Genomic DNA, 19,765 nt, shown 5'->3' on the forward strand with positions numbered 1-19,765 from the left:
GACGCCGAAAGCCGTCATGGCTGCCATGGAATGCCGGCTGCCCGCCAACAGCCGGCGGCTTTGGCGTTCACTCCGTTTCGCCGACGACCTCGTCCCAGGTTTTGACCTTGGTCTGGCCGTTGAGGAACGGCAGCGCTGCGGCCGTCAGCTCCGGCGCGAAGAAGGTATCGTAGTGGGTGCGGTTGGGCAGGATCGCCAGGCGGTTCTGCGACAGGTTCTCGCGCATCCAGCCGGCGTCCTTCAGCCCGCCGCCCAGCATCTGATAGAACTTGATCTCGTGTTCGGGCTTGTACATATCGCTGTCGCCATAGACCAGCATGACAGGCATCTTCAGCTTGGCGACGTCAGCCGAGTAGTCGCGGTTCTGACGCATGAAGCCGCCGAGCGCATCGAGGAGCTTCGGGAACTCCTCAGGATGCGGCGCCACGGCGACGTAGGTTTTGTACATCGGCGTGTCCTTCATGAACTCAGCCGCGGCCGCGCTCACCTGTGCCTGCTGCGGACGCATCTCGTCATAGAAGCCGTCCGTGGCGTAGCCGGTCGATACCAGGACGAGGCGGCGCACCGCTTCGGGATGCTGGACGGCCATGCGGAAGGCGACGCCGCCGCCCAGAGAATAGCCCATGACATCGACCTGGCCGTAGCCGAGCGCCTTGACGATGGCGGCCATGTCGTCGCCCATCGCCTCCACGGTGAATGGGCGGTCGCCCAGCGCGGTGCGGCCGTGACCCTGCAGGTCGACGCCGATGACGGTGCGGTTTTCGGCAAGTTTCGGCAGGATCGGCGCGAACATATCCGTGGTGCCGAGACCGCCATGCAGCAGAAGCAGCGGCTCGCCCTTGCCATAGATGGCATAATAATAATCCAGGCCGTCGATCGGCAGCAGGCCGGACTTTTCCGGCTTCGGCAGTGCGTTCGCCTCAGTCGTCATGGCGGGTTTTGTCTCCTCCGCATTGGTGGTGCCTGAGCAGCCAACGAGCGCTACAACCGAAGCAAGAATGGCGAAAAACAGGGTTTTGGACATATCGATCTCCTCTCGTCATGCCGGTATCAGAGCGTCATGCGGATCAAAGCGTTTTGGCGAGTTCTTCGAGCTGGTCGGCGCACTGTCCCCAACCCTCGTGGAAACCCATCTTCTCATGCTGTTCGCGGTCGGCGACGCTCCAGTGCCTGACCCGAGCGATGTAGCGGGTCTTGCCGTTGCCCTCGTCCTCGAAGGTCAGCGCGACGGTCATGAACGGCTTTTCCGAAGGCTGCCAAGCCTGGGTGTAGGCGTCGGTGAAGACGATCTTCCTGCCGGGGACGACTTCGAGGAAGACACCCGGGTTGGGGAATTCGTTGCCATCGGGCCCCGCCATGACGACAAGGCTCGAGCCGCCGGCGCGCACATCCATCTCGGCGCGCGGCGTCGTCCATGGCTTTGGCGCGAACCACTGCGTCACCAGGTTCGGGTCGGTCCAGCAGCGATAGACGTTTTCGCGCGGCGCATCGATGATGCGGGCGAGAACCAGTTCACGGTCGTTGGTGGGGGCGATGTCGAGCTTGATGGTCATGATGGCGTCCTGCGTTTGATCTGGCTTCCGTCCCAAGGACGAGCCGATGAACCGCAAACCGACATCGCCCGCGAAAATTTTGCGATGAGTCCCTGCTCCGCGTCGGTCCGCGGGGAACGAGGACGTTTTAGTGGCGCTTGGCTTGCACCAGATAGGCCTCGATCTCGGTCTCGCCGAGCCATTTTGCCGCCTCGAGCCGATGCAAACCTTCGACGAGGATGTGGCGCTTGCCGTCATGGCGAACCTGGATCGGCGTCTTCATGCCGTTTTCCAGAATGTCCTCGGCCAGATGGCGGACGGTCTCGGGATGCAGCGTCTTTTTGCGCGCCGTCGGCACGTAGATCTCGTCGACCTTGACCTTTTGCACTCTGAGCATGCCGACCCCCATGGCGGAAACGCCGCCTCCCCTGAGATAGGCCGTTTGATGGAGGCGGCCAAGGGCGCGGCTAACGAATGCTGGTCCGATCGTTTCCATTTGACGCAGCGACGGCAGATCGCCGAAATGGCGGCCTTCGACCTTTCAGGTGTTCATGACCCATCTGCCGACCGAATTCCCCGATTTCGGACTGACGCCGGAGCAGCGCCGGCACGCGGTGCGTGGCCACTATCACGAATGGCCTGGGATGGACGGCGAGCGCGGCGAGATCTGGTGCTACAGCGACCGGTTTTCCTATCGCGCCGGCGAGACGGTCGCGTTGCATGTCAGTTCGACAGCTCCGACGTTCGGCATGACAATCACCCGGGATGGCGGCAGTGAAACCAAAGTATTCGAGACATCGGGCATAGCGGCGCGCTGGCAGGAAAGTCCGGACCAATGTTCGGCTGAAGGCTGCGGCTGGGACGCTTCGCTCGAATTCCGTGTCGAGAACGACTGGCCGTCCGGCGCCTATCGTGTCACGCTGACCGCCGACGGCCGTGACGGCAAGCCGATCCAATGCCACCATATTTTCATCGTCAGCCCGCAGCCAGGCAAAAAGCCCGGCCGCTTGCTGCAGGTGGCGGCGACGGGCACTTGGCTCGCCTACAACACCTGGGGCGGTTCCAACCACTACCAGGGCATTACCGGGCCGGACCGCAACCAATATTCGCCCATCGTCTCGACGCAGCGCCCCTGGTGTCGCGGCTTCGTCGTGCTGCCGAAAGATGCGCCGCGCGTGCCGCTGGAAGTCGCCGTGCCGCCGAAGACGGTGCCGCGTTATCCGCATATGGAATGGGCGCTCGCGTCAGGCCATTCGAAGAAATACGCCTCGTCGGGCTGGGCCAGCTATGACAGCCATTTCTTCCGCTTCGCCGAACAGGCCGGCTATGGCGTCGATCTCATCAGCCAGAATGATCTGCATTTTTCGCCCGAAATTCTCGACGGCTACGACTGCGCCGTCTTCGTCGGCCATGACGAATACTGGACCTGGGAAATGCGCGATGCGGTCGACGCCTATGTCGAGCGCGGTGGTCATGCGGCACGCTTTGCCGGCAATTTCATGTGGCAGACGCGGCTGGAAGACGAGGGCCGCCGGCAGGTCTGCTACAAATATCGCTCGCGTGCCGAAGACCCGGCCTATCTCCCAGGCGGCGACGTCACCCGCGCCACCAATTCCTGGGAGGCGCCGGAAATCGGCCGGCCGGGTTCGGCGACCTTCGGGCTCAATGCGACGCGCGGTGTCTATACCGGTTGGGGCGGCTGCGCGCCGCGCGGCGTGCGTGGTTTCCCGGTCTACCGGCCCGAGCATTGGGCCTTTGCCGGCACCGGCATCTACTATGGCGACCTGCTGGGCGCCGACAGCCATGTCTATGGCTATGAGGTCGACGGGCTCGAGTTCGAAATACGCGGCGGCCTGCCCTACCCGACCGCCACAAGCGGGGCACCAGACGGGCTGCAGGTTCTCGCCGTCGGCATGGCATCTCAGGTCGAGGAAAGCGCCGATATCCCGATCGAGGACCAGTTCCTCACCGACGAGGATGGCCGCTTCACCGCCGAAACACTGTTCGGCGAGGCGAGCGACGCCAATCTGGAAAAGGTCAAACGCGGCAACGGCATGATCGTCAATTTCCCGCGCGGCAAGGGCGAGGTGTTCCATGCCGGAAGCTGCGAATGGGTCGCCGGCCTGCTAAGACAAGACCCGATGGTCGAACGCGTTACCTGCAATGTCCTCGATCGTTACCTCGGAAAGCCCTGACATGTCGAAAGTCCAGACCGCCACGCAAGACACCGATGCCCGGCGAGAGTCGCATCTGTTCTATCTGTCCAGCCTGCGCCGGCCGCTGATCGACCGTGCCGAAGGCATCTATATGTGGACGCAGGACGGCCGCCGCTTCATCGACGGCTCGAGCGGCCCGATGGTTGCCAATATCGGCCATTCCAACCGCAACGTGCTCGATGCCATGAAGCGGCAGATGGACCGCGCCACCTTCGCCTATCGGCTGCATTTCGAGAACGAGCCGGCGGAGGAGCTTGCGCGGGAGCTCGCCGGCAAGCTGCCGGAAGGCATGGATCGCATCTTCTTCGTCTCGGGCGGCTCGGAAGCGACGGAATCCTGTATCAAGCTGGCGCGGCAATGGGCCGTCGCCACCGGACAGGGCAGCCGCTGGAAGGTTATCACGCGCTTCCCTTCCTATCATGGCGGTACGCTGGGTTCGCTCTCGATCACCGGCGACGATGCGCTGGCCGAAACGTTCGAGCCGATGATGCGGGTGATGCCGACCGTGCCGGCGCCGAATGCCTGGCGCGACCGCGACAACCTTTCGATGGAACAGCGCGGCATCCGCTATGCCGACATGCTGGAGGAGAAGATTCTCGCGGAAGGTCCAGACAGCGTGGTTGCCTTCATCATGGAGCCTATCGGCGGTGCGGCGACCGCGGCGCTGGTGGCACCGGACAGCTATTACCCACGCATCCGCGAGATCTGCGACCGCTACGGCATCCTGCTCATCCATGACGAAGTGATGAGCGGGGCCGGCCGCAGCGGCAAATTCCTCGGCGGCGACCATTGGAACTGCAAGCCCGACATCGTCGCGCTGTCGAAGGGGCTGGGTTCGGGCTATGCGCCGCTTGGCGCGCTCGCCGCCCCGATGCGGCTGGTGCAGCCGCTGCTTGACTCCGGCGGCTTCCAGCACGGCCACACCTATGCCGGCAATCCGCTGGCCTGCGCCGCCGGACTTGCTGTGCTCGGTGAAATGGACCGGCTCGACCTGATCGCCAATGCGGCTGCCATGGGTGATGTGCTGATGGACGGGCTGAAGGGGCTGGCGAAGCGGTTTCCGTTCATCGCCGACGTGCGTGGCAAGGGCCTGCTCACCGGCGCCCAGATGGTTGCCGATCCAGAGACGCTGAGGCCGATCGACCAGACCAAGAAAGCCACGCAGCGGCTGCTCGACCTCGCCTATGAGCGCGGGCTGATCATCTATGGCCGCAGGGTCAAGGGCGGCGTCGACGGCGACAATTTCATGGTCGCGCCGCCGATGATCGTCACCAGCGAACAGGTCGGCGAGATCGTTTCCATCATCGGCGACTCGCTGGAGTTGCTGGCTGCCGAACTCGACCTGCCGGTCGAAGGCTGAGGCGACAAAGATGGCGCCTAGAAAAGTCATCATCACCTGCGCCGTCACCGGCTCGGTGCACACGCCGTCAATGTCGCCCTATCTGCCGGTGACGCCGGACCAGATTGCCACTGAGGCGATCGCCGCTGCGGAAGCCGGCGCCTCGATCCTGCATCTGCACGCCCGCGACCCGAGGGATGGCCGCCCGACCGCCGATCCGGACGTCTACATGCAGTTCCTGCCGCGCATCAAGCAGGCGACCGATGCGGTGATCAACATCACCACAGGCGGCTCGTCGCTGATGACGCTCGATCAGCGGCTGGCAGCCCCTTTGCGGGCCGAGCCCGAAATGTGCTCGCTCAACATGGGTTCGATGAATTTCGCGCTGTTTCCGATGCTCGACAAGCCGAGGGAGTGGCAGCATGAGTGGGAACCCAAACTGCTCGAAGCCACCCGCGACACCATCTTCAAGAACACCTTTGCCGATATGGAAGGGGTGCTGGAGAGGCTGGGCAAGGGCTGCGGCACGCGCTTCGAATTCGAATGCTACGATGTCGGCCATCTCTATTCGCTGGCGCATTTCCGCGACCGCGGGCTGGTGTCGGGGCCGCTGTTCATCCAGTTCGTGCTGGGCATTCTGGGCGGCATCGGCGCCGACCCGGACAATCTCGTCCACATGAAGCGGATCGCCGACAAATTGTTCGGCGACAGCTATCAGTTCTCGGTGCTGGCCGCCGGCCGTCAGCAGATGCCGCTGATCTCGATCGCGGCGGCAATGGGCGGCAATGTCCGTGTCGGGCTGGAAGACAGTCTCTATGACGGCCGCCAGCTGGCGAAATCCAATGCCGATCAGGTGCGCCGCATCCGTGGCATTCTCGACGGGCTGTCGCTGGAGGTTGCAACGCCAACCGAAGCACGCGACATGCTGGCGCTCAAGGGCGGGGACCGGGTGGCGTTTTGAGAATCACTGAGATGATTGCGTCCAGTTCCGCCCACCTCTGTCCTGCCGGACATCTCCCCCTCAAGGGGGGAGATTGGCAGTTTCGATCTTGCAGCCCATCTTCCAACTTCGGCGATTGGCGAAACCAATGGCGACGTCCGATCTCCCCCCTTGAGGGGGAGATGTCCGGCAGGACAGAGGGGGGTGCCTTGGCGCCAAGCCTCCAATGATTGTCCCCTCGTCGCAAATCCTTCTTCGCCCCGGCCGGATCGAAGACGTCGAAACCATCCACGCGGCGATCCTGAAGCTCGGCACGCATATCGGTGCGCCGGAGGAAATCAACTCCACACCCGACGATCTCAGAACGTACGGCTTTGGCGAAAAACCCGCCTTTTCGACCCTGATCGCCGAGGTCGGCGGCGAATTTGCCGGGCTTTGCCTGCATTTTCCGATCTTTTCAACCTGGATGGGGCGGCCTGGAGTCTATGTGCAGGACCTCTATGTCGAGGATCGGTTTCGCGGCCGCAAAATCGGCGAGCGCTTGTTGCGGCATGTTGCGGCGCAGTGCCGGAAAGAAGGCGGCGTGTATCTCCGGCTATCCGTCGACACCGACAATGAAGGTGCCAAGGCCTTCTACGAAAGGCTGGGCATCGCCTGGTCGAGCTATGAGCAGACCCAAAAAATCATCGGCGAGGCCTTCTTTGCCTTCGCCGACGCGCCGGAAAACGGGGATCACAAATGAAAGCCTTCTATGCCGAGGAACAAAAGCGTCACGACCCCAAGGCCTTTCTTTCGAGCGGTGCGGCACAGCCCAATCCGGAAAAGCCGGAACGCGTCGAGAGATTGTTAGCCGGCGCATTATCTGCGGGTTGCATGATCGAGCGGCCTCGCAATCATGGGCTCGGTCCGGTCGCGGCGGTGCACACCCCCGAATATCTGGATTTCCTCGAGCATATCTACACGCGCTGGCAGCGCATCGACGGCGCGTCGGCCGAAGTGATCCCCAACATCCATCCGATCGCGCGCAACGGCTCCTACCCGGCCTCGGCAGTAGGCCAGGCCGGCTACCACATGGCCGATACTGCCTGCCCGATTTCGGGCGAGACATGGCAGAGCGCGCTATGGAGCGCCTGGAGCGCGGTCGATGCGGCCGAGGCGATTATGTCAGGCGCGCCGGCCGCCTATGCGCTGTGCCGCCCGCCCGGCCACCATGCCTTTGCCGATGTCGCCGGCGGCTTCTGCTTCATCAACAACTCGGCCGTCGCCGCGCAGGTCTTGCTCAAACAGGCCGCACGGGTGGCGATCCTCGATGTCGACCTGCATCACGGCAACGGCACGCAAGGCATCTTCTATGCACGGCCGGATGTGCTGACCGTCTCGCTGCATGCCGATCCGGTGCGCTTCTATCCGTTCTTCTGGGGCCATGCCGACGAGCGCGGCGAAGGGCCCGGCCTCGGCTACAATTTCAACCTGCCCTTACCGCGCAAATCCGCCGACGCGGCGTTTCTCGAGGCGCTCGAGGCGGCGTTCCAGCGCATCCGTGCCTTTTCGCCGGACACGCTGGTCGTGGCGCTCGGCCTCGACGCGTTCGAGGGCGATCCGTTCGGCGGACTTTCGGTGACGACGCAGGGCTTCTCGCGCGTCGGCGAGGCCATCGCCAAGCTCGGCCTGCCGACGGTCATCGTCCAGGAGGGCGGCTACCTCTGCGACGAACTCGGCGACAATCTCACTGCGTTCCTCACCGGCTTCGGCGGCAAGACGCGGTGATGTCGTTCTGACGGAGTGTCAGGACCGCTGCTGTCTGAGCATGGCGATGACCCGATGAGCGCTCTCCAGCGTCTCGTCGATTTCGGCTGTGGTGTTGTAGTGGGCGATGCCGATGCGCACGACGCCTTGCTCGGCCGGAATGCCGAGTTGGTGGACGATCTCCCAGGCATAGTTGTGGCCGGACCACAGGAAGATGTTTTCGGCGTTCATCTGTCGCACGATCGTCTCGGGCACGATGCCGTCGACGGTGAAGGACACAGTCGGCACGCGATCACCAAGCCGCTTCGGATCGGTGATGCCATGGATGGTCAAGCCCTCGATATCAGACAGGCCGTCGATCAGCCGTTGCGCCAGCGGGTTTTCATAGGCGATCGAAACCGCAAACGCCTTGGCAATCTTCTGCCTTCTTGAACCGCCCTCGCCCGCCGCCGCGCCAAGGTCGGCAAAGTAGTCGACCGCGGCGGTGAGACCGGCCATCAGCTCGATCTGCGGCGTGCCCAGTTCGAACCGCTCCGGCAGGCCATTCGATGAGCAGCGGCATTTGTAGGGTGTCAGACCATCGATGACATCGCGCCGGCCCCACAAAATACCCATATGCGGGCCGAAGAATTTGTAGGCCGAGCAGATCAGGAAATCGCAGCCGAGCTCCTGCACGTCGATCAGGCCATGCGGCGCGAACTGCACGGCGTCGACATAGACCAGCGCGCCGGCATTGCTGGCTATCGCGGTCAGCGCCTTCACCCGGTTGATCGAGCCGGTCAGGTTGCTGGCGTAGTTCAACGCGACCAGCCGTGTCTTCTCTGTAAGCAGACCAGCCAGCGTTGCCTCCTCGACCTGCCAGCTCTTTTCATCGAACGGCAGCCAGCGCACGACGAGGCCGAGATCCTCGGCCAGCTGCAGCCAGGGCGATACGTTGCCCTCATGGTCCATGCGGGTGAGGATGATCTCGTCGCCGGGCTGCATCGTGCGGCCGAGCGTGCGCGACATGTGATAGGTCAGCGTCGTCATATTGGCGCCGATGATGATTTCCTCGGGGCTCGCGGCGCCAAGGAAATCGGCCATGGCCTGGTGAGCTTCATCAACGACCTGCTGTGCGGCAATCGTCGTTTCGAAATAGCCGCCAAGGTTGGCATTGGTGGTCAAAAGGCAGCGCGACACGGCGTCCGCGACGGCTTGCGGCACCTGCGTGCCAGCCGGATTGTCGAGATAGATGCGGCGCCGGCCCTTGTCGGTCAGGAAGAGAGCCGGAAATTTCTCACGCACTGCCTCGACTGGAAAATTCATTGCTGCCCGCTCCCATTGTACTCATTCAGTATTCACAGACTGACGACCCGTTCAGGGACAGGGAGTGCCGACCCGCTGGTGGATCGCATCCACTGCCTTCTGCATTTCTTCGGTCCAGGTGACGTCGACAGAAGACAGCGCCATGTCGAGCTGCGAAAGCGTCGTTGCGCCGACGATGTTGGAGGTTACGAACGGCCGGCTCGAGACGTAGGCATTGGCAAACAGCGCCGGCTCCAGGCCAAAGGAGCGCGCCAGTTCGTTGTACTCGAACTGTGCCTCGGCAGCACCTGGCGTTTCGTAGCGCTGACCGCGGTTGAACAGCTGCGTGCGCGAGCCCTGAGGCCGCGCGCCGTGGTCGTACTTGCCGGTGAGATAGCCCTGTGCCAGCGGCGAATAGGGCAGCAGCGACACTTGCTCGCGCTCGCAGACCTCGGCGAGGTTCACCTCGAAGGTGCGGTTGACGAGATTGTAAGCGTTCTGGATCGACGCGACGCGCGGGCCGATGCCCTTGTCGGCTTCGGCAAGAAACCGCATCACGCCCCAGGAACTCTCGTTCGACAGCCCTAAATGGCGGATCTTTCCTGCCTTCACCAGTTCGTCGAACACGGCAAGCGTCTCGGCGATCGGTGTCTCGTCGGCCGGTGCGCCGACAGAATCGGCGCGCGGCGATACGGCGCCGACGCGCGTCGGGTTGGCGCCCCAGGGAATGTCGCGTTCCGGCCAGTGGATCTGGTAGAGGTCGATATAGTCGGTGCCGAGCTTGGCCAGCGACTTGTCGACAGCGTCAAAAATATCGGCGCGCACCAGTTGCGACGGTCTGTCGCCGCGAAACCAGCTGTTGGCCGTGCGGCCGACGACCTTCGAGGCCAGGATCACCTTGTCGCGGTTGCGGTTGGCCTTTATCCAGCTGCCGATGATCTTTTCGGTTCGCCCTTGCGTCTCCGCCTTGGGCGGGATCGGGTAGAGCTCGGCGGTGTCGATGAAATTGACGCCGCGGGAAAAGGCCAGGTCCATCTGGGCGTGGCCTTCCGCCTCGGTGTTCTGCTGGCCCCAGGTCATGGAGCCCAGGCAGATCTGGGTAACAAGAAGATCGGTCCGACCGAGACGGCGTTTGTGCATGAAATTCGGCTCCGGAGGAAGGCTGGCGCGACTGCGCGGAGGAAGCCGCATCTATAGGCAAAGCAGAGCCGCTCTCCAAGCCTCGCCAGACCGACTTTTGCGTGAACCAGCCGGGTTAGCGGCGAGCACCGGCAAGTGCACGGCGCTTGGCCTCGTCGATCAGCATGTTGGCCACTTGCATGCGGATCATGGCGCGTTGGCGCAAATGCGGGGCGACGCGGTCCGGATGGTTTGCAAAGGCAAAGCTGCGACGCATGCGGCTGAAGTCGGCGATTTGCTTGGGCTGATCGAGGCCAAGTTCGACGGCGATGGCTTCGGGATCGATCGGCGGCAGCTTTTCCTCGGGCTTTGGCTCTTCGCCGGCGAGAGCCAGCTTGGCATGATCGAGCAAGGCGGCGAATTCCGTCGCCAGATCCGCGCCCGCCTCGCGATATTCGGCAGCGGAAACCTTGATGCGGCCAGAATGGAGTTCATCGGCCACCGAAAGATAGTCGAACGGGATGGATGGACGAGCGCCGGCCTCTTCGCCCTCGCCATTCTTGTCGGGGGCGATGAAGAGGTCGTCGAGCAACGAAGCGAAATCCCGCTTGGCGCCAGTAGCGATGTCAGCCTCCCCCTCGCCCGACCATTCGGGTATCGAAGCATAGAACCGGCTCGTTAAAAATGCATGGCACCGATCTTAACGAATTTAGCCTTCGCCTCGTCTACCGCTTGACCCACCGCAATCCCAAAAACAAAAGCCGGACTGCATTTTCACGCAGTCCGGAATTCGCCAGGAGTGGCGAGGAAAAACCGGCCATGTAGCCAGCACTCGAGGCTACGGTGCGCGTCGGCCAAAAGTTTCATCCGGTTGCAGAAACGGCGAAAGATTCGCCAAGACAAAAATTCGCCAAGACATGGCAGGTATGCAAATGCTGCACTGCACAATTGTCACGATTCACCTATATTGGCTGGCGTGGAGGACCAATTTGGGGCTTGAATCATGGGTTTCTTCACTGAAATGTTCGCCCGGCCTCGGCCGCAGGAACATCTGAGATACCGCTCGGCGCTCGCGCTGCTTCATTCGATGAGCAATGCCGACCGCGCCGACATCGGGATCAAGCCGGCCGACTTCCCCCGCATCGCCCGCGAAATGTCCGTTCGCTAGCTGTATCCGGTGTTCAGGATGTCCCGGATCGCTCCGGGACACCTCCAAAAACTCAACTCCTTAGCGCGACCCCAGAAACGTCGCCTTGCCCAACGGCACACCGTTGTGGCGAAGGATGTCGTAAGCCGTGGTGAGATGGAAATAGAAGTTGGGCATGGCCACATGCAACAGATACTGCAGGCCGGGCATCGAACTTTCCCGTCCGCCAAGCTTCAGCTCGATGATCTTGTCGTCGGAGCCGTCGAATTCGGCAGCCGAAAATGTCGCGAGAAGGTCGAGCGTCTTCGTGATGCGAGCCTGGATATCGGCAAAACTCGCCTCATTGTCCTCGTATTTCGGCACTTCGCGGCCGGCGAGCCGTGACGGCGCGCCCTTGGCATGATCGGTGGCGATCTGCACCTGCCTGGTCAAGGCAAACATGTCTGGCGCCAGCCGCGCCGTCAGAAAAACTTGCGGGTCTATCTTGCGGTCAAGCGCATTCTGCTCGGCGGTCGCAAGCATATTGGAAAGCGCTTTCAGCCTGGCCGAAAACACAGGCACGGATGCCTCATACATCGATATCGCCACGTCAAATCTCCTGCCCGGCCGAACGCCGGCGGACGCGACGTAGCGCCTTCGCGCGCGATTCTTCAAGACCGCCGAGCCTGCGTCACCACGTTGCCGCAATCGCCAGAGTAGAATCTCCCCATCGAGCGGAGGTTCCCGATGAGACGCGCCCTTTTCGCAGCGACTGCCTTTCTCTCCCTTGCCCCGATCGGCCAGACGCTATTGGCAGCCGAAGATGCCCCCGAAACGCCCTATGTCGACGATCGGTCGAGCGCCGATGCGGTTGTGCGTTCGCTCTACAGCGCCATCAGCCGGCACGAATTCGCCCGCGCCTGGGGGTATTTCGGCGATACAAAACCGGCAAAGGATTTCGACAGTTTCGTCAAGGGTTTTGATGGGACCGACAAGGTCGAGGTCGAGACCGGAGCTGTTTCCGACGAAGGTGCGGCCGGCAGCATTTTCTACAACGTCCCCGTCGCCGTCCGCGCCACCGACAAGAGCGGCGGCAAAAAGGTCTTTGCCGGTTGCTACACGCTGCGCCAGGTGAATGCCCAGATCCAGGCGGAGCCACCCTTCGATCCGATCCATATCGAAAAAGGCGCGCTGAAGCCCTCCACTGCCGATTTCGAGGAGGCGCTGCCGCCAAGCTGCGGCGATGGTCCGCCACCGCCGAAGAAAGACACCGCGCTGGAGCAGGCCAAGAAAGCCTTTCTGGCGACCTATGGCGACCAATGCGACAAGCAGTTCCTCGCCAATGAGCCGACCGTTTTTTCGATAAAATACAAGGACAAGGATGCGCAGCCCGGCGATCCCGACAAGGAAACGCGACTGTTCCATTTTTCCTGCTCGGCCGCCGCCTACAATGAAAGCTCGGTCTACTACATGACCGACGAGACATCGGGCGTGCAGCAATTGCAGTTCGCCGAACCCAAAATGGATATCCGCTACGAGAACAATGACAGCAACGGCAAATTGCTGGGCATGAGTATCGTCGGTTTCCAGTCGTCCGGCTGGGCGGTCAATTCCGACTATGACGAGGCTTCCCACACGATCACAACGTTCAACAAGTGGCGCGGGGTCGGCGATGCGTCCGACGCAGGGACGTATCTGTTCCGCAACGGCAATTTCTCGCTGGTCCAGTATGACGTCGATGCGTCCTATGACGGCGAGCAAAATCCCGAGACTGTCGTCGACTACAACACCGCGCCCTGAGCATCACACGAGCTTGCAGGCTGCATCGATCAGGGCGCCTTCGACAGCATCCAGTTGAGTGTGCCGCGCCAGTCGGTCATGCGGATCGGCGTGCCATGGGTGCCGGTCTCGAAGCGCACGAAGCGGGTCGGATAGGTCTTCGATTTGGTCACGATCGAGCGAAAGAACGCCTCCTGCTTTGCCACGGGGTAGACCACGTCGTGGCTGCCTTGGCCGAAGAAGACCGGCACGCGGCGCTTGAAGGCCGGGCTGGTGAAAAAGCTCTCATCCCACAGCGAACCGAGCAGCAGCAGACCATTGATGCGTCCGCCCGTGTCCTTGCGCGCGGCCAGCTTCCAGCACAGCGCGCCGCCCATCGAGCCGCAGGCGACGAAGATCTTCGCGCCTGGCGACTGTTCGGCATAATGACCGATCAGCGCCGCCACCTGCGCCGCTCCCTTGTCGCCGAAATCGGGGAAATCAGGACTGAGATAGAGGCCGCCATTGCCGGCCATCAGGTTCTTGAGCCGGTTGAAATTGCCGCCGAAAGTGAAGTCGTCGACACCCTGCTTGCGGCTGCCGCCCTGCCCGTGCAGGTAAAGCACGATGATGCCGGCGCCCTCGGTCTTGCCGACGGCGACATGCCTGACATCGCCGGCATCGGTCTTCAGCAACAGATCCTGCTGCACCTTGCGCACGCTGGCGTCGGTATATTGGGCGTTCACCCGCCGCTCCGGCACCTGGTCACGCTGGTTGATGTCGCGCATCTCGCGGTAATCGATGACCGTGTAGGCGCCATTGCTGTCGGACGACAAAGTGGCCGGATAGGCGAAGAGATCGTCCTTGAAGGGTTTTAGTTCGAGAGCGGCAGCGTGGGCGGCATGAAACAGGAAAAGTATCGAAATTAGAAGGGCATGGAGCGTGACCACCCCCCTCTGGCCTGCCGGCCATCTCCCCCTCAAGGGGGGAGATTGGATGCACCTTCGGTTTTCGCCAATCTCCAAGGCCGCAGGATGGACGCCGCCATCGAAGCTGCCAATCTCCCCCCTTGAGGGGGAGATGGCCGGCAGGCCAGAGGGGGGTAAAGGCGCAAACGCAGAGGGAAGGAAACGAATAGACATATCCAAGGCATGCGTAATTCGGCTTGGGTTTGTCAATCCTGCAGCACGCCGCCGGCGCCTTCCAGCGCCTCGCGCGTGTCGACATCGACAGATGCCGCCGCGCCGATCTCGACATCGATGACATCGAGCCCTTCGGTCTCGACCAGATGGCGTGCGCCGGTGTCGCCTTCGAGATGGGCGATCGCGGGAAACAGCGAACGCGGCAACAGCACCGGATTGCCGCGCTTGCCGTCATGCGAGGCGCGGACCACCGCATTGCCGCCGGCCTTGCGGAAAGCATCGATCAATCTGTCGAGGTCGTCGGACGTGATATCAGGCATGTCACCGAGAACGATCATCACGCCGGCGGAATCTTCCGGCAGATAGGCGATGCCGGCTTTCAGCGAGGTGGACAGGCCCTCGGCAAAATCGGGATTGTCGGCGAAGGTCACGTCGAGGCCCGCCAGTGCCGCGCGCACCCGCTCGCGCTGGTGGCCGGTGACGACGACAGTGCTGGACGCCTTCGAGCCAAGCGCCCGCTCAGCGGTGCGGCGCACCAGCGGCTTGCCGTCGAACAGTGCCAGCAGCTTGTTCGGCCCGCCCATGCGGCTCGACCGGCCGGCCGCCAGCAGCACGATGCCGACCTTGAGCTGAGATTTGGCCGGCAGCGGTTCGCGCGGCTGCGGCCGTGTCGGGATTTCCATCAACAGCCCGCCGACCCCCATGCCGGCAATATCCCTGGCGGTCACGTCGATACCGGCGATCAACCGGTCCAGCACCCAGTCGAAACCATTCTCCTTGGGGCTGCGGGCGCAGCCGGGCGCGCCGATGACGTGCTTGCCGCCGAGCGTGCCCAGCACCAGCAGATTGCCGGGATCGACCGGCATGCCCGCGCGGACTACGGTACCGCCCGCCCTCTCGATCGCCGCGGGAATGACATCGGCGAAATCGCTCATCGCCGAGGCGCCGAAGATCACCACCATGTCATTGTCGCGTGCCAGCGAAGCCGTGGCCTCCGCCACCGGAGCGATCTCATGCGGCGTGCGGCGCTCGGCCGTCAATCTGCCGCCCGTACGCGCCAGCCGCGCTTCGGTGACGCGCAGCGTCTTGTCGAGCACGGAAGGCTTGATGCCGGGTAGAACCGTCTGGATGACGCCGACACGCACGGGCCGGTAGGCATTGACGGCAATGATCTCGCCTGCGGCGCAGATTTCTGTCGCGGCGCCGACCAGCGCTGCACTGACCGCGAAGGGGATGATCTTCACGGTCGCGACCATCTGGCCTTTCTCCACCGGCGCATGCTGCGCCAGCGTGGCGATGGTGATGGCGGGATCGATGGCATTGATGGCATCGATGACAGCGGCATCGACCGTGAAGATGCCCGGCGCCTTGGCGTGGAGGTTGACCCGCCCGGTCGCGGCCGGCCTGGCCTCGATGCCGCGAAAGGCCATGCTCTCGGCAATCGTTTGCGCGGCCGCATCCTCGCCGAGGTCGTCCTCAGCCAGCACAGCCGCAACGACCTCGGAAACACCGGCAGCCCGCAGCAGCGCCACATCTTCGGCGCTGAGCCTGTGCGCCTTGCGGAAGCGGCGTTCACCGGCGGTGGTGGAGTGCGCCAGCACCGCGCCTTCCGCCGTCTCAATCGGGATCGGGCCGAATTTCACGCCGCCGCGCCCGCAGAGCGCCGCGCGTCCTTTTGGACGCGCAACGGACGCTCTGCTATTTTGAATCTACGCATCGTGCTTTTCCGAAATCGATTTCGATTTTGGAGCCGATGCGGAGGCATCGAGACCGCGCGAGCGGAAGGCGTTGATGGCCTGTGCGAGAACGGCAACGGCGATCTCGGCCGGGCTGGCAGCACCAATATCGAGGCCGATCGGCGCATGGATACGGGCGATCTGGTCGGCGCTCGCGCCCAGCGCCAGCAAACGTTCGACACGCTTGGCATGCGTCTTCCTGCTGCCGAGCGCTCCGACATAGAAACAGTTGGCGTCTAGTGCTGCCTTCAGGGCGAAATCATCGACCTTCGGATCATGGGTGACGGCGGCAAGTGCGGTGTAGCTGTCCAGCGGCTGACGCTTCAGCACATCCTCCGGCCATTCGGCGTGAAGCGCCACATCGGGAAAGCGGTCCGGCGTGGCGAAGGCGGTGCGGGGGTCGATGATCTCCACGGGATAGCCGGCGATCTTCGCCATCGGCGCCAGCGCCTGGCTGATATGGACAGCGCCAATCACGACCAGACGCGGCTGCGGCAGGTGCGCGTTGAGAAAGAAGGTTCGCCCCTCTGCTTCGACCGAACCGGAGTTGCCTGTGCGGAACGCCCTGGCGATCGCGGCGCCGAGATCGCCGGCGACCTGATCGCCCTCGCGCACGATCCGGTCGCGGCCATCACCGAGATCAGTGACCAGGATCGCCGCGCGGCGAGCGCGTCGTTCTGCGTTCAGTGTTTTCAGTGCATAGGGATCCATTCGAGATCAGCCCAGTCTTTCCACATACACCTTGATGCGACCGCCACAGGACAAGCCGACCTGCCATGCGGTTTCATCGGCAACACCGAACTCCAGCATCCTGGCCTTGCCGCCGTCGATGACGTCGATGGCCTCGCTGACCACAGCGCCTTCGACGCAGCCACCCGAGACGGAGCCGTGGAAATTGCCGTCGGCGTCGATGACCAGGTGGCTGCCTACAGGTCGGGGCGCCGATCCCCAGGTCTCTACCACTGTCGCGATGGCCACGTCCTTGCCGTCCTTCATCCAGCCCTCCGCGATGATCAGCGGGTCGCGGGCCTCATCCAGATAAATGCTGTTTTCCATGACCGTTTCTCCAGAAGTCTGTTTTTCTCGGGATCTGTTTTCCGGATGGGAAAGATATGGTTATGCGGCGTGCCTTGCGCCAGCTTCCAGCCATCGGCGCGGATCGACGGATTGTGCCGACTTCTTGTCCAATGACGCGCAGAGATCGGCGAGCGCGTCGAGATTGTGCACCGAGCGGAACTCGTCGACATGCGGCAGCATCGCCTTGACGCCACGGGCGCGCGCCTGGAAGCCGTCGAAGCGCAGCAATGGGTTCAGCCAGATCAGACGCCGGCAGGATTTGTGCAGGCGCTCCATCTCCTCCGACAGGCCGGCGACATCGTCGCGCTCCAGCCCATCGGTGATCAGAAGCACGACCGCGCCCTGCCCCAGCACGCGGCGCGACCATATCAGGTTGAACTCGGCCAGCGTGTCGCCGATGCGCGTGCCGCCCGACCAGTCCCTGACCGCCGCCGAACAGTCGGCAAGGGCTGCATCCGGGTCGCGATGGCGCATCTGCCGGGTCAGATTGGTCAACCGGGTACCGAAGACGAAGGTATGCACGCGACGCCTTTTTTCCGTCAGTGCATGCAGGAAATGCAGGAAGATGCGCGTGTACTGGCTCATCGAGCCGGAAATGTCGGCCAGCACCACCAGCGGCGGGTGAACCTCGCGCGGCGAACGGAACTTCGGCAGGATCAGTTCGCCGCCGGTGCGCGCGGCCGAACGCATCATGGCGCGCGGATCGATGCGGCGGCCATGCGCATCGGCCTTGAAGCGCCGAGTGCGCACCATGTCGAAAGGCAACCGCAACTGCGCGATCGCCTTCTTGGCGTCGGCCATTTCGGCCGCGTTCATCTGGGCAAAATCCTTGGCCCGCAGCACCTCGTTGCCGGAAAAGGTGAAGCGGGCGTCGACTTCGATCTCGGGGATTTCTTGGCGAGGCTGGTTCTTCTGGTGGCCTTCGAACATGGCCTGGCTGACGCGGTTCTCGGCAGCACGGGGCTTCTGCTTTTCCCTGTTGTCCGGTGCGACCGGCGAAAACATCGCCAGCATCTTTTCGATCAGCTCGCGCGATTTCCAGAACAGCCGGAAGGCTTCATCGAAAATGGCGTGATCCTCATGCCTCGACACCAGCACGGCGTGCAGCGTCCAGTAGAAATCGTCGCGCGAACCGATGCCGGCGACCAGCACCGCCTCGATGGCATCCTTGACCGAGGCCGGCCCGACACGCATGCCTGCCTTGCGCAAGGTGCGGGCGAAATAGACGATGTTGTCGGCGATCCGCCCGTGCGGCATGGCCTCTTTTGGCTCGGGGCGCGGCATCGCCTACTCCGCCGCCGAAAGCTCGGCCTTCACCTCGTTGAGGATGCGCCGGCCTTCGCCCTGTTCGATGCGGGCAATGTCGTCCTGGTATTTCAACAGCACGCCGATCGTGTCGGAGACGGTTTCCGGATCGAGCGCCACCTTGTCGAGCTCGGTCAGCGCGCCGGCCCAGTCGATGGTTTCGGCGACGCCAGGCACCTTGAACAATTCGATCTGGCGCAGCTTCTGGATGAAGGAAACCACTTCTGCCGAAAGCCGCTGGTTGGCCTGCGGCACCTTGCGGCGCACGATCTCCAACTCGCGCTCGGCATTGGGATAGTCGACCCAGTGATAGAGGCAGCGCCGCTTCAGCGCGTCGTGGATTTCACGGGTGCGGTTGGTGGTGATGATGACGATCGGCGGCTCTTCCGCCTTGATGGTGCCGAGCTCGGGCACCGTCACCTGGAAGTCGGACAGGATTTCGAGCAGGAAGGCCTCGAACGCCTCGTCGGTGCGGTCGAGCTCATCGATCAGGAAAACCGGGGCAGCTCCCGTCTTTCCGGTCAGCGCATCGAGCACCGGGCGGCGGATCAGGTATTTTTCGGAAAAGACGTTGCGCTCCATGGCGGAGCGCTCGACCTTGCCGGCCGCCTCCTCCATGCGGATTTCGATCATCTGCGCGGCGTAGTTCCACTCATAGACGGCGGACGAGACGTCGAGGCCTTCATAGCACTGCAGGCGGATCAGCCGGCGGCCAAGCGCCTGCGCCAACACCTTGGCAATCTCGGTCTTGCCGACGCCGGCCTCGCCCTCGAGGAAAAGCGGCCGCTTCATACGCAACGACAGGAACAGCACGGTCGCCAGCGACCGGTCCGCCACATAGTCCGCACCGGTCAGGAGATCGAGCGTCTCGTCGATCGTCCGTGGCGCGGCGCGCGGTTTCAGCTCGGTCATTCTTTCTCCGTGAACGCCGCCGCTCCGCTTTCCAGTACGTGGTAGCCGCGGGCGTGGTAGATCAGCGGCCGCAAATTATCGCCCATACGCAGACCTGTCACCTTGCCAAAAAGCACACGATGGGTGGCCAGATCCTTGGTGTCGATCAATTCGCAGTCGAACACGGCGAGCGCGCCTTTCAGCGTCGGCGCGCCGGTAGAGATCACATCCCATTCGCCAAGCGCGAAACGTTCCTCGACCGGCAGGCCGGTGATGCCGGAAAAGCCGACCGACAGCGGCTCCTGGTGCGAGGCCAGCGTGTTCAGGGCAAACCTGCCGTTTTTCACGAACAGCTCATTCTTGGCATTTTCGCGGTTGAGACAGACCAGGATGGTCGGCGGCGTGTCCGACACCGAACAGGCGGCGATCACCGTCGTGCCGCGCTTGCCGGCCGGCCCGTCGGTGGTGACCACATGGACGTGGCCGGCAAAGTGGCTCATCGCGTCGCGATAGGCCTGCGGCCCAATGTCGTTCTTCTTCAGCACCGGAATTTT

The 19,765-nt window shown here is 63.1% G+C and carries 21 protein-coding genes; 7 read left to right on the forward strand and 14 right to left on the reverse strand.

Going from position 1 to position 19,765, the window contains the following annotated elements; translation table 11 throughout:
• Nucleotides 1–67: 67 nt before the first annotated feature.
• The 3 genes from MESCI2_RS0112780 to MESCI2_RS0112790 form a co-directional block, all read right to left on the reverse strand.
• A complete protein-coding gene (locus MESCI2_RS0112780; protein ID WP_027036945.1) occupies nt 68–1,024 on the reverse strand; it encodes an alpha/beta fold hydrolase in 957 nt (318 codons plus the stop codon).
• 43 nt (nt 1,025–1,067) lie between these two features.
• Complete coding sequence (locus MESCI2_RS0112785) at nt 1,068–1,553, reverse strand: SRPBCC family protein (protein ID WP_027036946.1); 486 nt, start codon at nt 1,551–1,553, stop codon at nt 1,068–1,070.
• A gap of 127 nt (nt 1,554–1,680) precedes the next feature.
• Entirely contained in the window at nt 1,681–1,929 is a 249-nt protein-coding gene (locus MESCI2_RS0112790; RefSeq protein ID WP_013532091.1) for a ParB N-terminal domain-containing protein, read from the reverse strand.
• Nucleotides 1,930–2,083: 154 nt separating this feature from the next.
• Here MESCI2_RS0112790 and MESCI2_RS0112795 point away from each other — a divergent pair, with 154 nt between their 5' ends.
• The 5 genes from MESCI2_RS0112795 (at nt 2,084) to MESCI2_RS0112815 (ending at nt 7,794) form a co-directional block, all read left to right on the forward strand.
• The gene (locus MESCI2_RS0112795) at nt 2,084–3,727 is read left to right on the forward strand and encodes a N,N-dimethylformamidase beta subunit family domain-containing protein (protein WP_027036947.1); all 1,644 of its coding nucleotides are present in this window, start codon (nt 2,084–2,086) and stop codon (nt 3,725–3,727) included.
• 1 nt (nt 3,728) lies between these two features.
• Nucleotides 3,729–5,108 (forward strand): aspartate aminotransferase family protein, encoded by a 1,380-nt coding sequence (locus MESCI2_RS0112800; RefSeq protein ID WP_027036948.1) that lies wholly within the window; start codon nt 3,729–3,731, stop codon nt 5,106–5,108.
• 10 nt (nt 5,109–5,118) lie between these two features.
• Nucleotides 5,119–6,048, forward strand: coding sequence for a 3-keto-5-aminohexanoate cleavage protein (locus MESCI2_RS0112805; RefSeq protein ID WP_027036949.1), 930 nt, complete (start codon nt 5,119–5,121; stop codon nt 6,046–6,048).
• A gap of 205 nt (nt 6,049–6,253) precedes the next feature.
• Nucleotides 6,254–6,769: a GNAT family N-acetyltransferase gene (locus MESCI2_RS0112810; RefSeq protein ID WP_027036950.1), complete on the forward strand. Its 516-nt coding sequence runs from the start codon at nt 6,254–6,256 to the stop codon at nt 6,767–6,769.
• Nucleotides 6,766–7,794: a histone deacetylase family protein gene (locus MESCI2_RS0112815; RefSeq protein ID WP_027036951.1), complete on the forward strand. Its 1,029-nt coding sequence runs from the start codon at nt 6,766–6,768 to the stop codon at nt 7,792–7,794. The genes MESCI2_RS0112810 and MESCI2_RS0112815 overlap by 4 nt, the downstream gene beginning before the upstream one ends.
• An 18-nt stretch (nt 7,795–7,812) precedes the next feature.
• On the opposite strand, the gene MESCI2_RS0112820 is transcribed toward MESCI2_RS0112815, so the two are convergent.
• From MESCI2_RS0112820 to MESCI2_RS0112830, 3 genes are all read right to left on the reverse strand, one after another.
• Entirely contained in the window at nt 7,813–9,078 is a 1,266-nt protein-coding gene (locus MESCI2_RS0112820; RefSeq protein WP_027036952.1) for a cysteine desulfurase-like protein, read from the reverse strand.
• 51 nt (nt 9,079–9,129) lie between these two features.
• Complete coding sequence (locus MESCI2_RS0112825) at nt 9,130–10,197, reverse strand: aldo/keto reductase (RefSeq protein WP_027036953.1); 1,068 nt, start codon at nt 10,195–10,197, stop codon at nt 9,130–9,132.
• Between the two features lie 115 nt (nt 10,198–10,312).
• Nucleotides 10,313–10,768, reverse strand: coding sequence for a hypothetical protein (locus tag MESCI2_RS0112830; protein WP_081738708.1), 456 nt, complete (start codon nt 10,766–10,768; stop codon nt 10,313–10,315).
• A 411-nt stretch (nt 10,769–11,179) separates the two neighbouring features.
• On the opposite strand from MESCI2_RS0112830, the gene MESCI2_RS1000000136780 reads away from it, so the two are divergent.
• On the forward strand, nt 11,180–11,344 hold the full coding sequence (locus tag MESCI2_RS1000000136780; RefSeq protein ID WP_023706483.1) for a hypothetical protein: 165 nt from the start codon (nt 11,180–11,182) through the stop codon (nt 11,342–11,344).
• A gap of 60 nt (nt 11,345–11,404) precedes the next feature.
• Here MESCI2_RS1000000136780 and MESCI2_RS0112840 read toward each other — a convergent pair whose 3' ends face one another.
• Nucleotides 11,405–11,911, reverse strand: a complete 507-nt coding sequence (locus tag MESCI2_RS0112840; RefSeq protein ID WP_027036955.1) for a DUF1993 domain-containing protein — start codon at nt 11,909–11,911, stop codon at nt 11,405–11,407.
• Nucleotides 11,912–12,049: 138 nt separating this feature from the next.
• Between MESCI2_RS0112840 and MESCI2_RS0112845 the strand changes: the two genes are divergently transcribed.
• Nucleotides 12,050–13,102 (forward strand): DUF1176 domain-containing protein, encoded by a 1,053-nt coding sequence (locus tag MESCI2_RS0112845; RefSeq protein ID WP_027036956.1) that lies wholly within the window; start codon nt 12,050–12,052, stop codon nt 13,100–13,102.
• A 29-nt stretch (nt 13,103–13,131) separates the two neighbouring features.
• Here the strand turns inward: MESCI2_RS0112845 and MESCI2_RS0112850 are convergent, their stop codons facing one another.
• The 7 genes from MESCI2_RS0112850 to MESCI2_RS0112880 form a co-directional block, all read right to left on the reverse strand.
• A complete protein-coding gene (locus MESCI2_RS0112850) occupies nt 13,132–13,980 on the reverse strand; it encodes a phospholipase (protein WP_032900753.1) in 849 nt (282 codons plus the stop codon).
• Nucleotides 13,981–14,234: 254 nt separating this feature from the next.
• Nucleotides 14,235–15,845 carry an NTP transferase domain-containing protein gene (locus MESCI2_RS0112855; RefSeq protein ID WP_027036958.1) on the reverse strand — a complete coding sequence of 537 codons (1,611 nt, stop codon included), beginning with the start codon at nt 15,843–15,845 and terminating at the stop codon, nt 14,235–14,237.
• 66 nt (nt 15,846–15,911) lie between these two features.
• Nucleotides 15,912–16,649, reverse strand: a complete 738-nt coding sequence (locus MESCI2_RS0112860) for an XdhC family protein (RefSeq protein WP_027036959.1) — start codon at nt 16,647–16,649, stop codon at nt 15,912–15,914.
• A 6-nt stretch (nt 16,650–16,655) separates the two neighbouring features.
• Entirely contained in the window at nt 16,656–16,994 is a 339-nt protein-coding gene (locus MESCI2_RS0112865) for an XdhC family protein (protein WP_027036960.1), read from the reverse strand.
• Between the two features lie 60 nt (nt 16,995–17,054).
• Complete coding sequence (locus tag MESCI2_RS0112870) at nt 17,055–18,299, reverse strand: vWA domain-containing protein (protein ID WP_027036961.1); 1,245 nt, start codon at nt 18,297–18,299, stop codon at nt 17,055–17,057.
• Between the two features lie 3 nt (nt 18,300–18,302).
• Nucleotides 18,303–19,232, reverse strand: coding sequence for an AAA family ATPase (locus MESCI2_RS0112875; protein WP_023810354.1), 930 nt, complete (start codon nt 19,230–19,232; stop codon nt 18,303–18,305).
• Nucleotides 19,229–19,756 carry a flavin reductase gene (locus MESCI2_RS0112880; protein ID WP_027036962.1) on the reverse strand — a complete coding sequence of 176 codons (528 nt, stop codon included), beginning with the start codon at nt 19,754–19,756 and terminating at the stop codon, nt 19,229–19,231. Before MESCI2_RS0112880 ends, MESCI2_RS0112875 begins: the two co-directional genes overlap by 4 nt.
• Nucleotides 19,757–19,765 lie beyond the last annotated feature (9 nt).

It is taken from the genome of Mesorhizobium ciceri WSM4083 (assembly GCF_000519305.1).
GTDB lineage: Bacteria > Pseudomonadota > Alphaproteobacteria > Rhizobiales > Rhizobiaceae > Mesorhizobium > Mesorhizobium ciceri_B.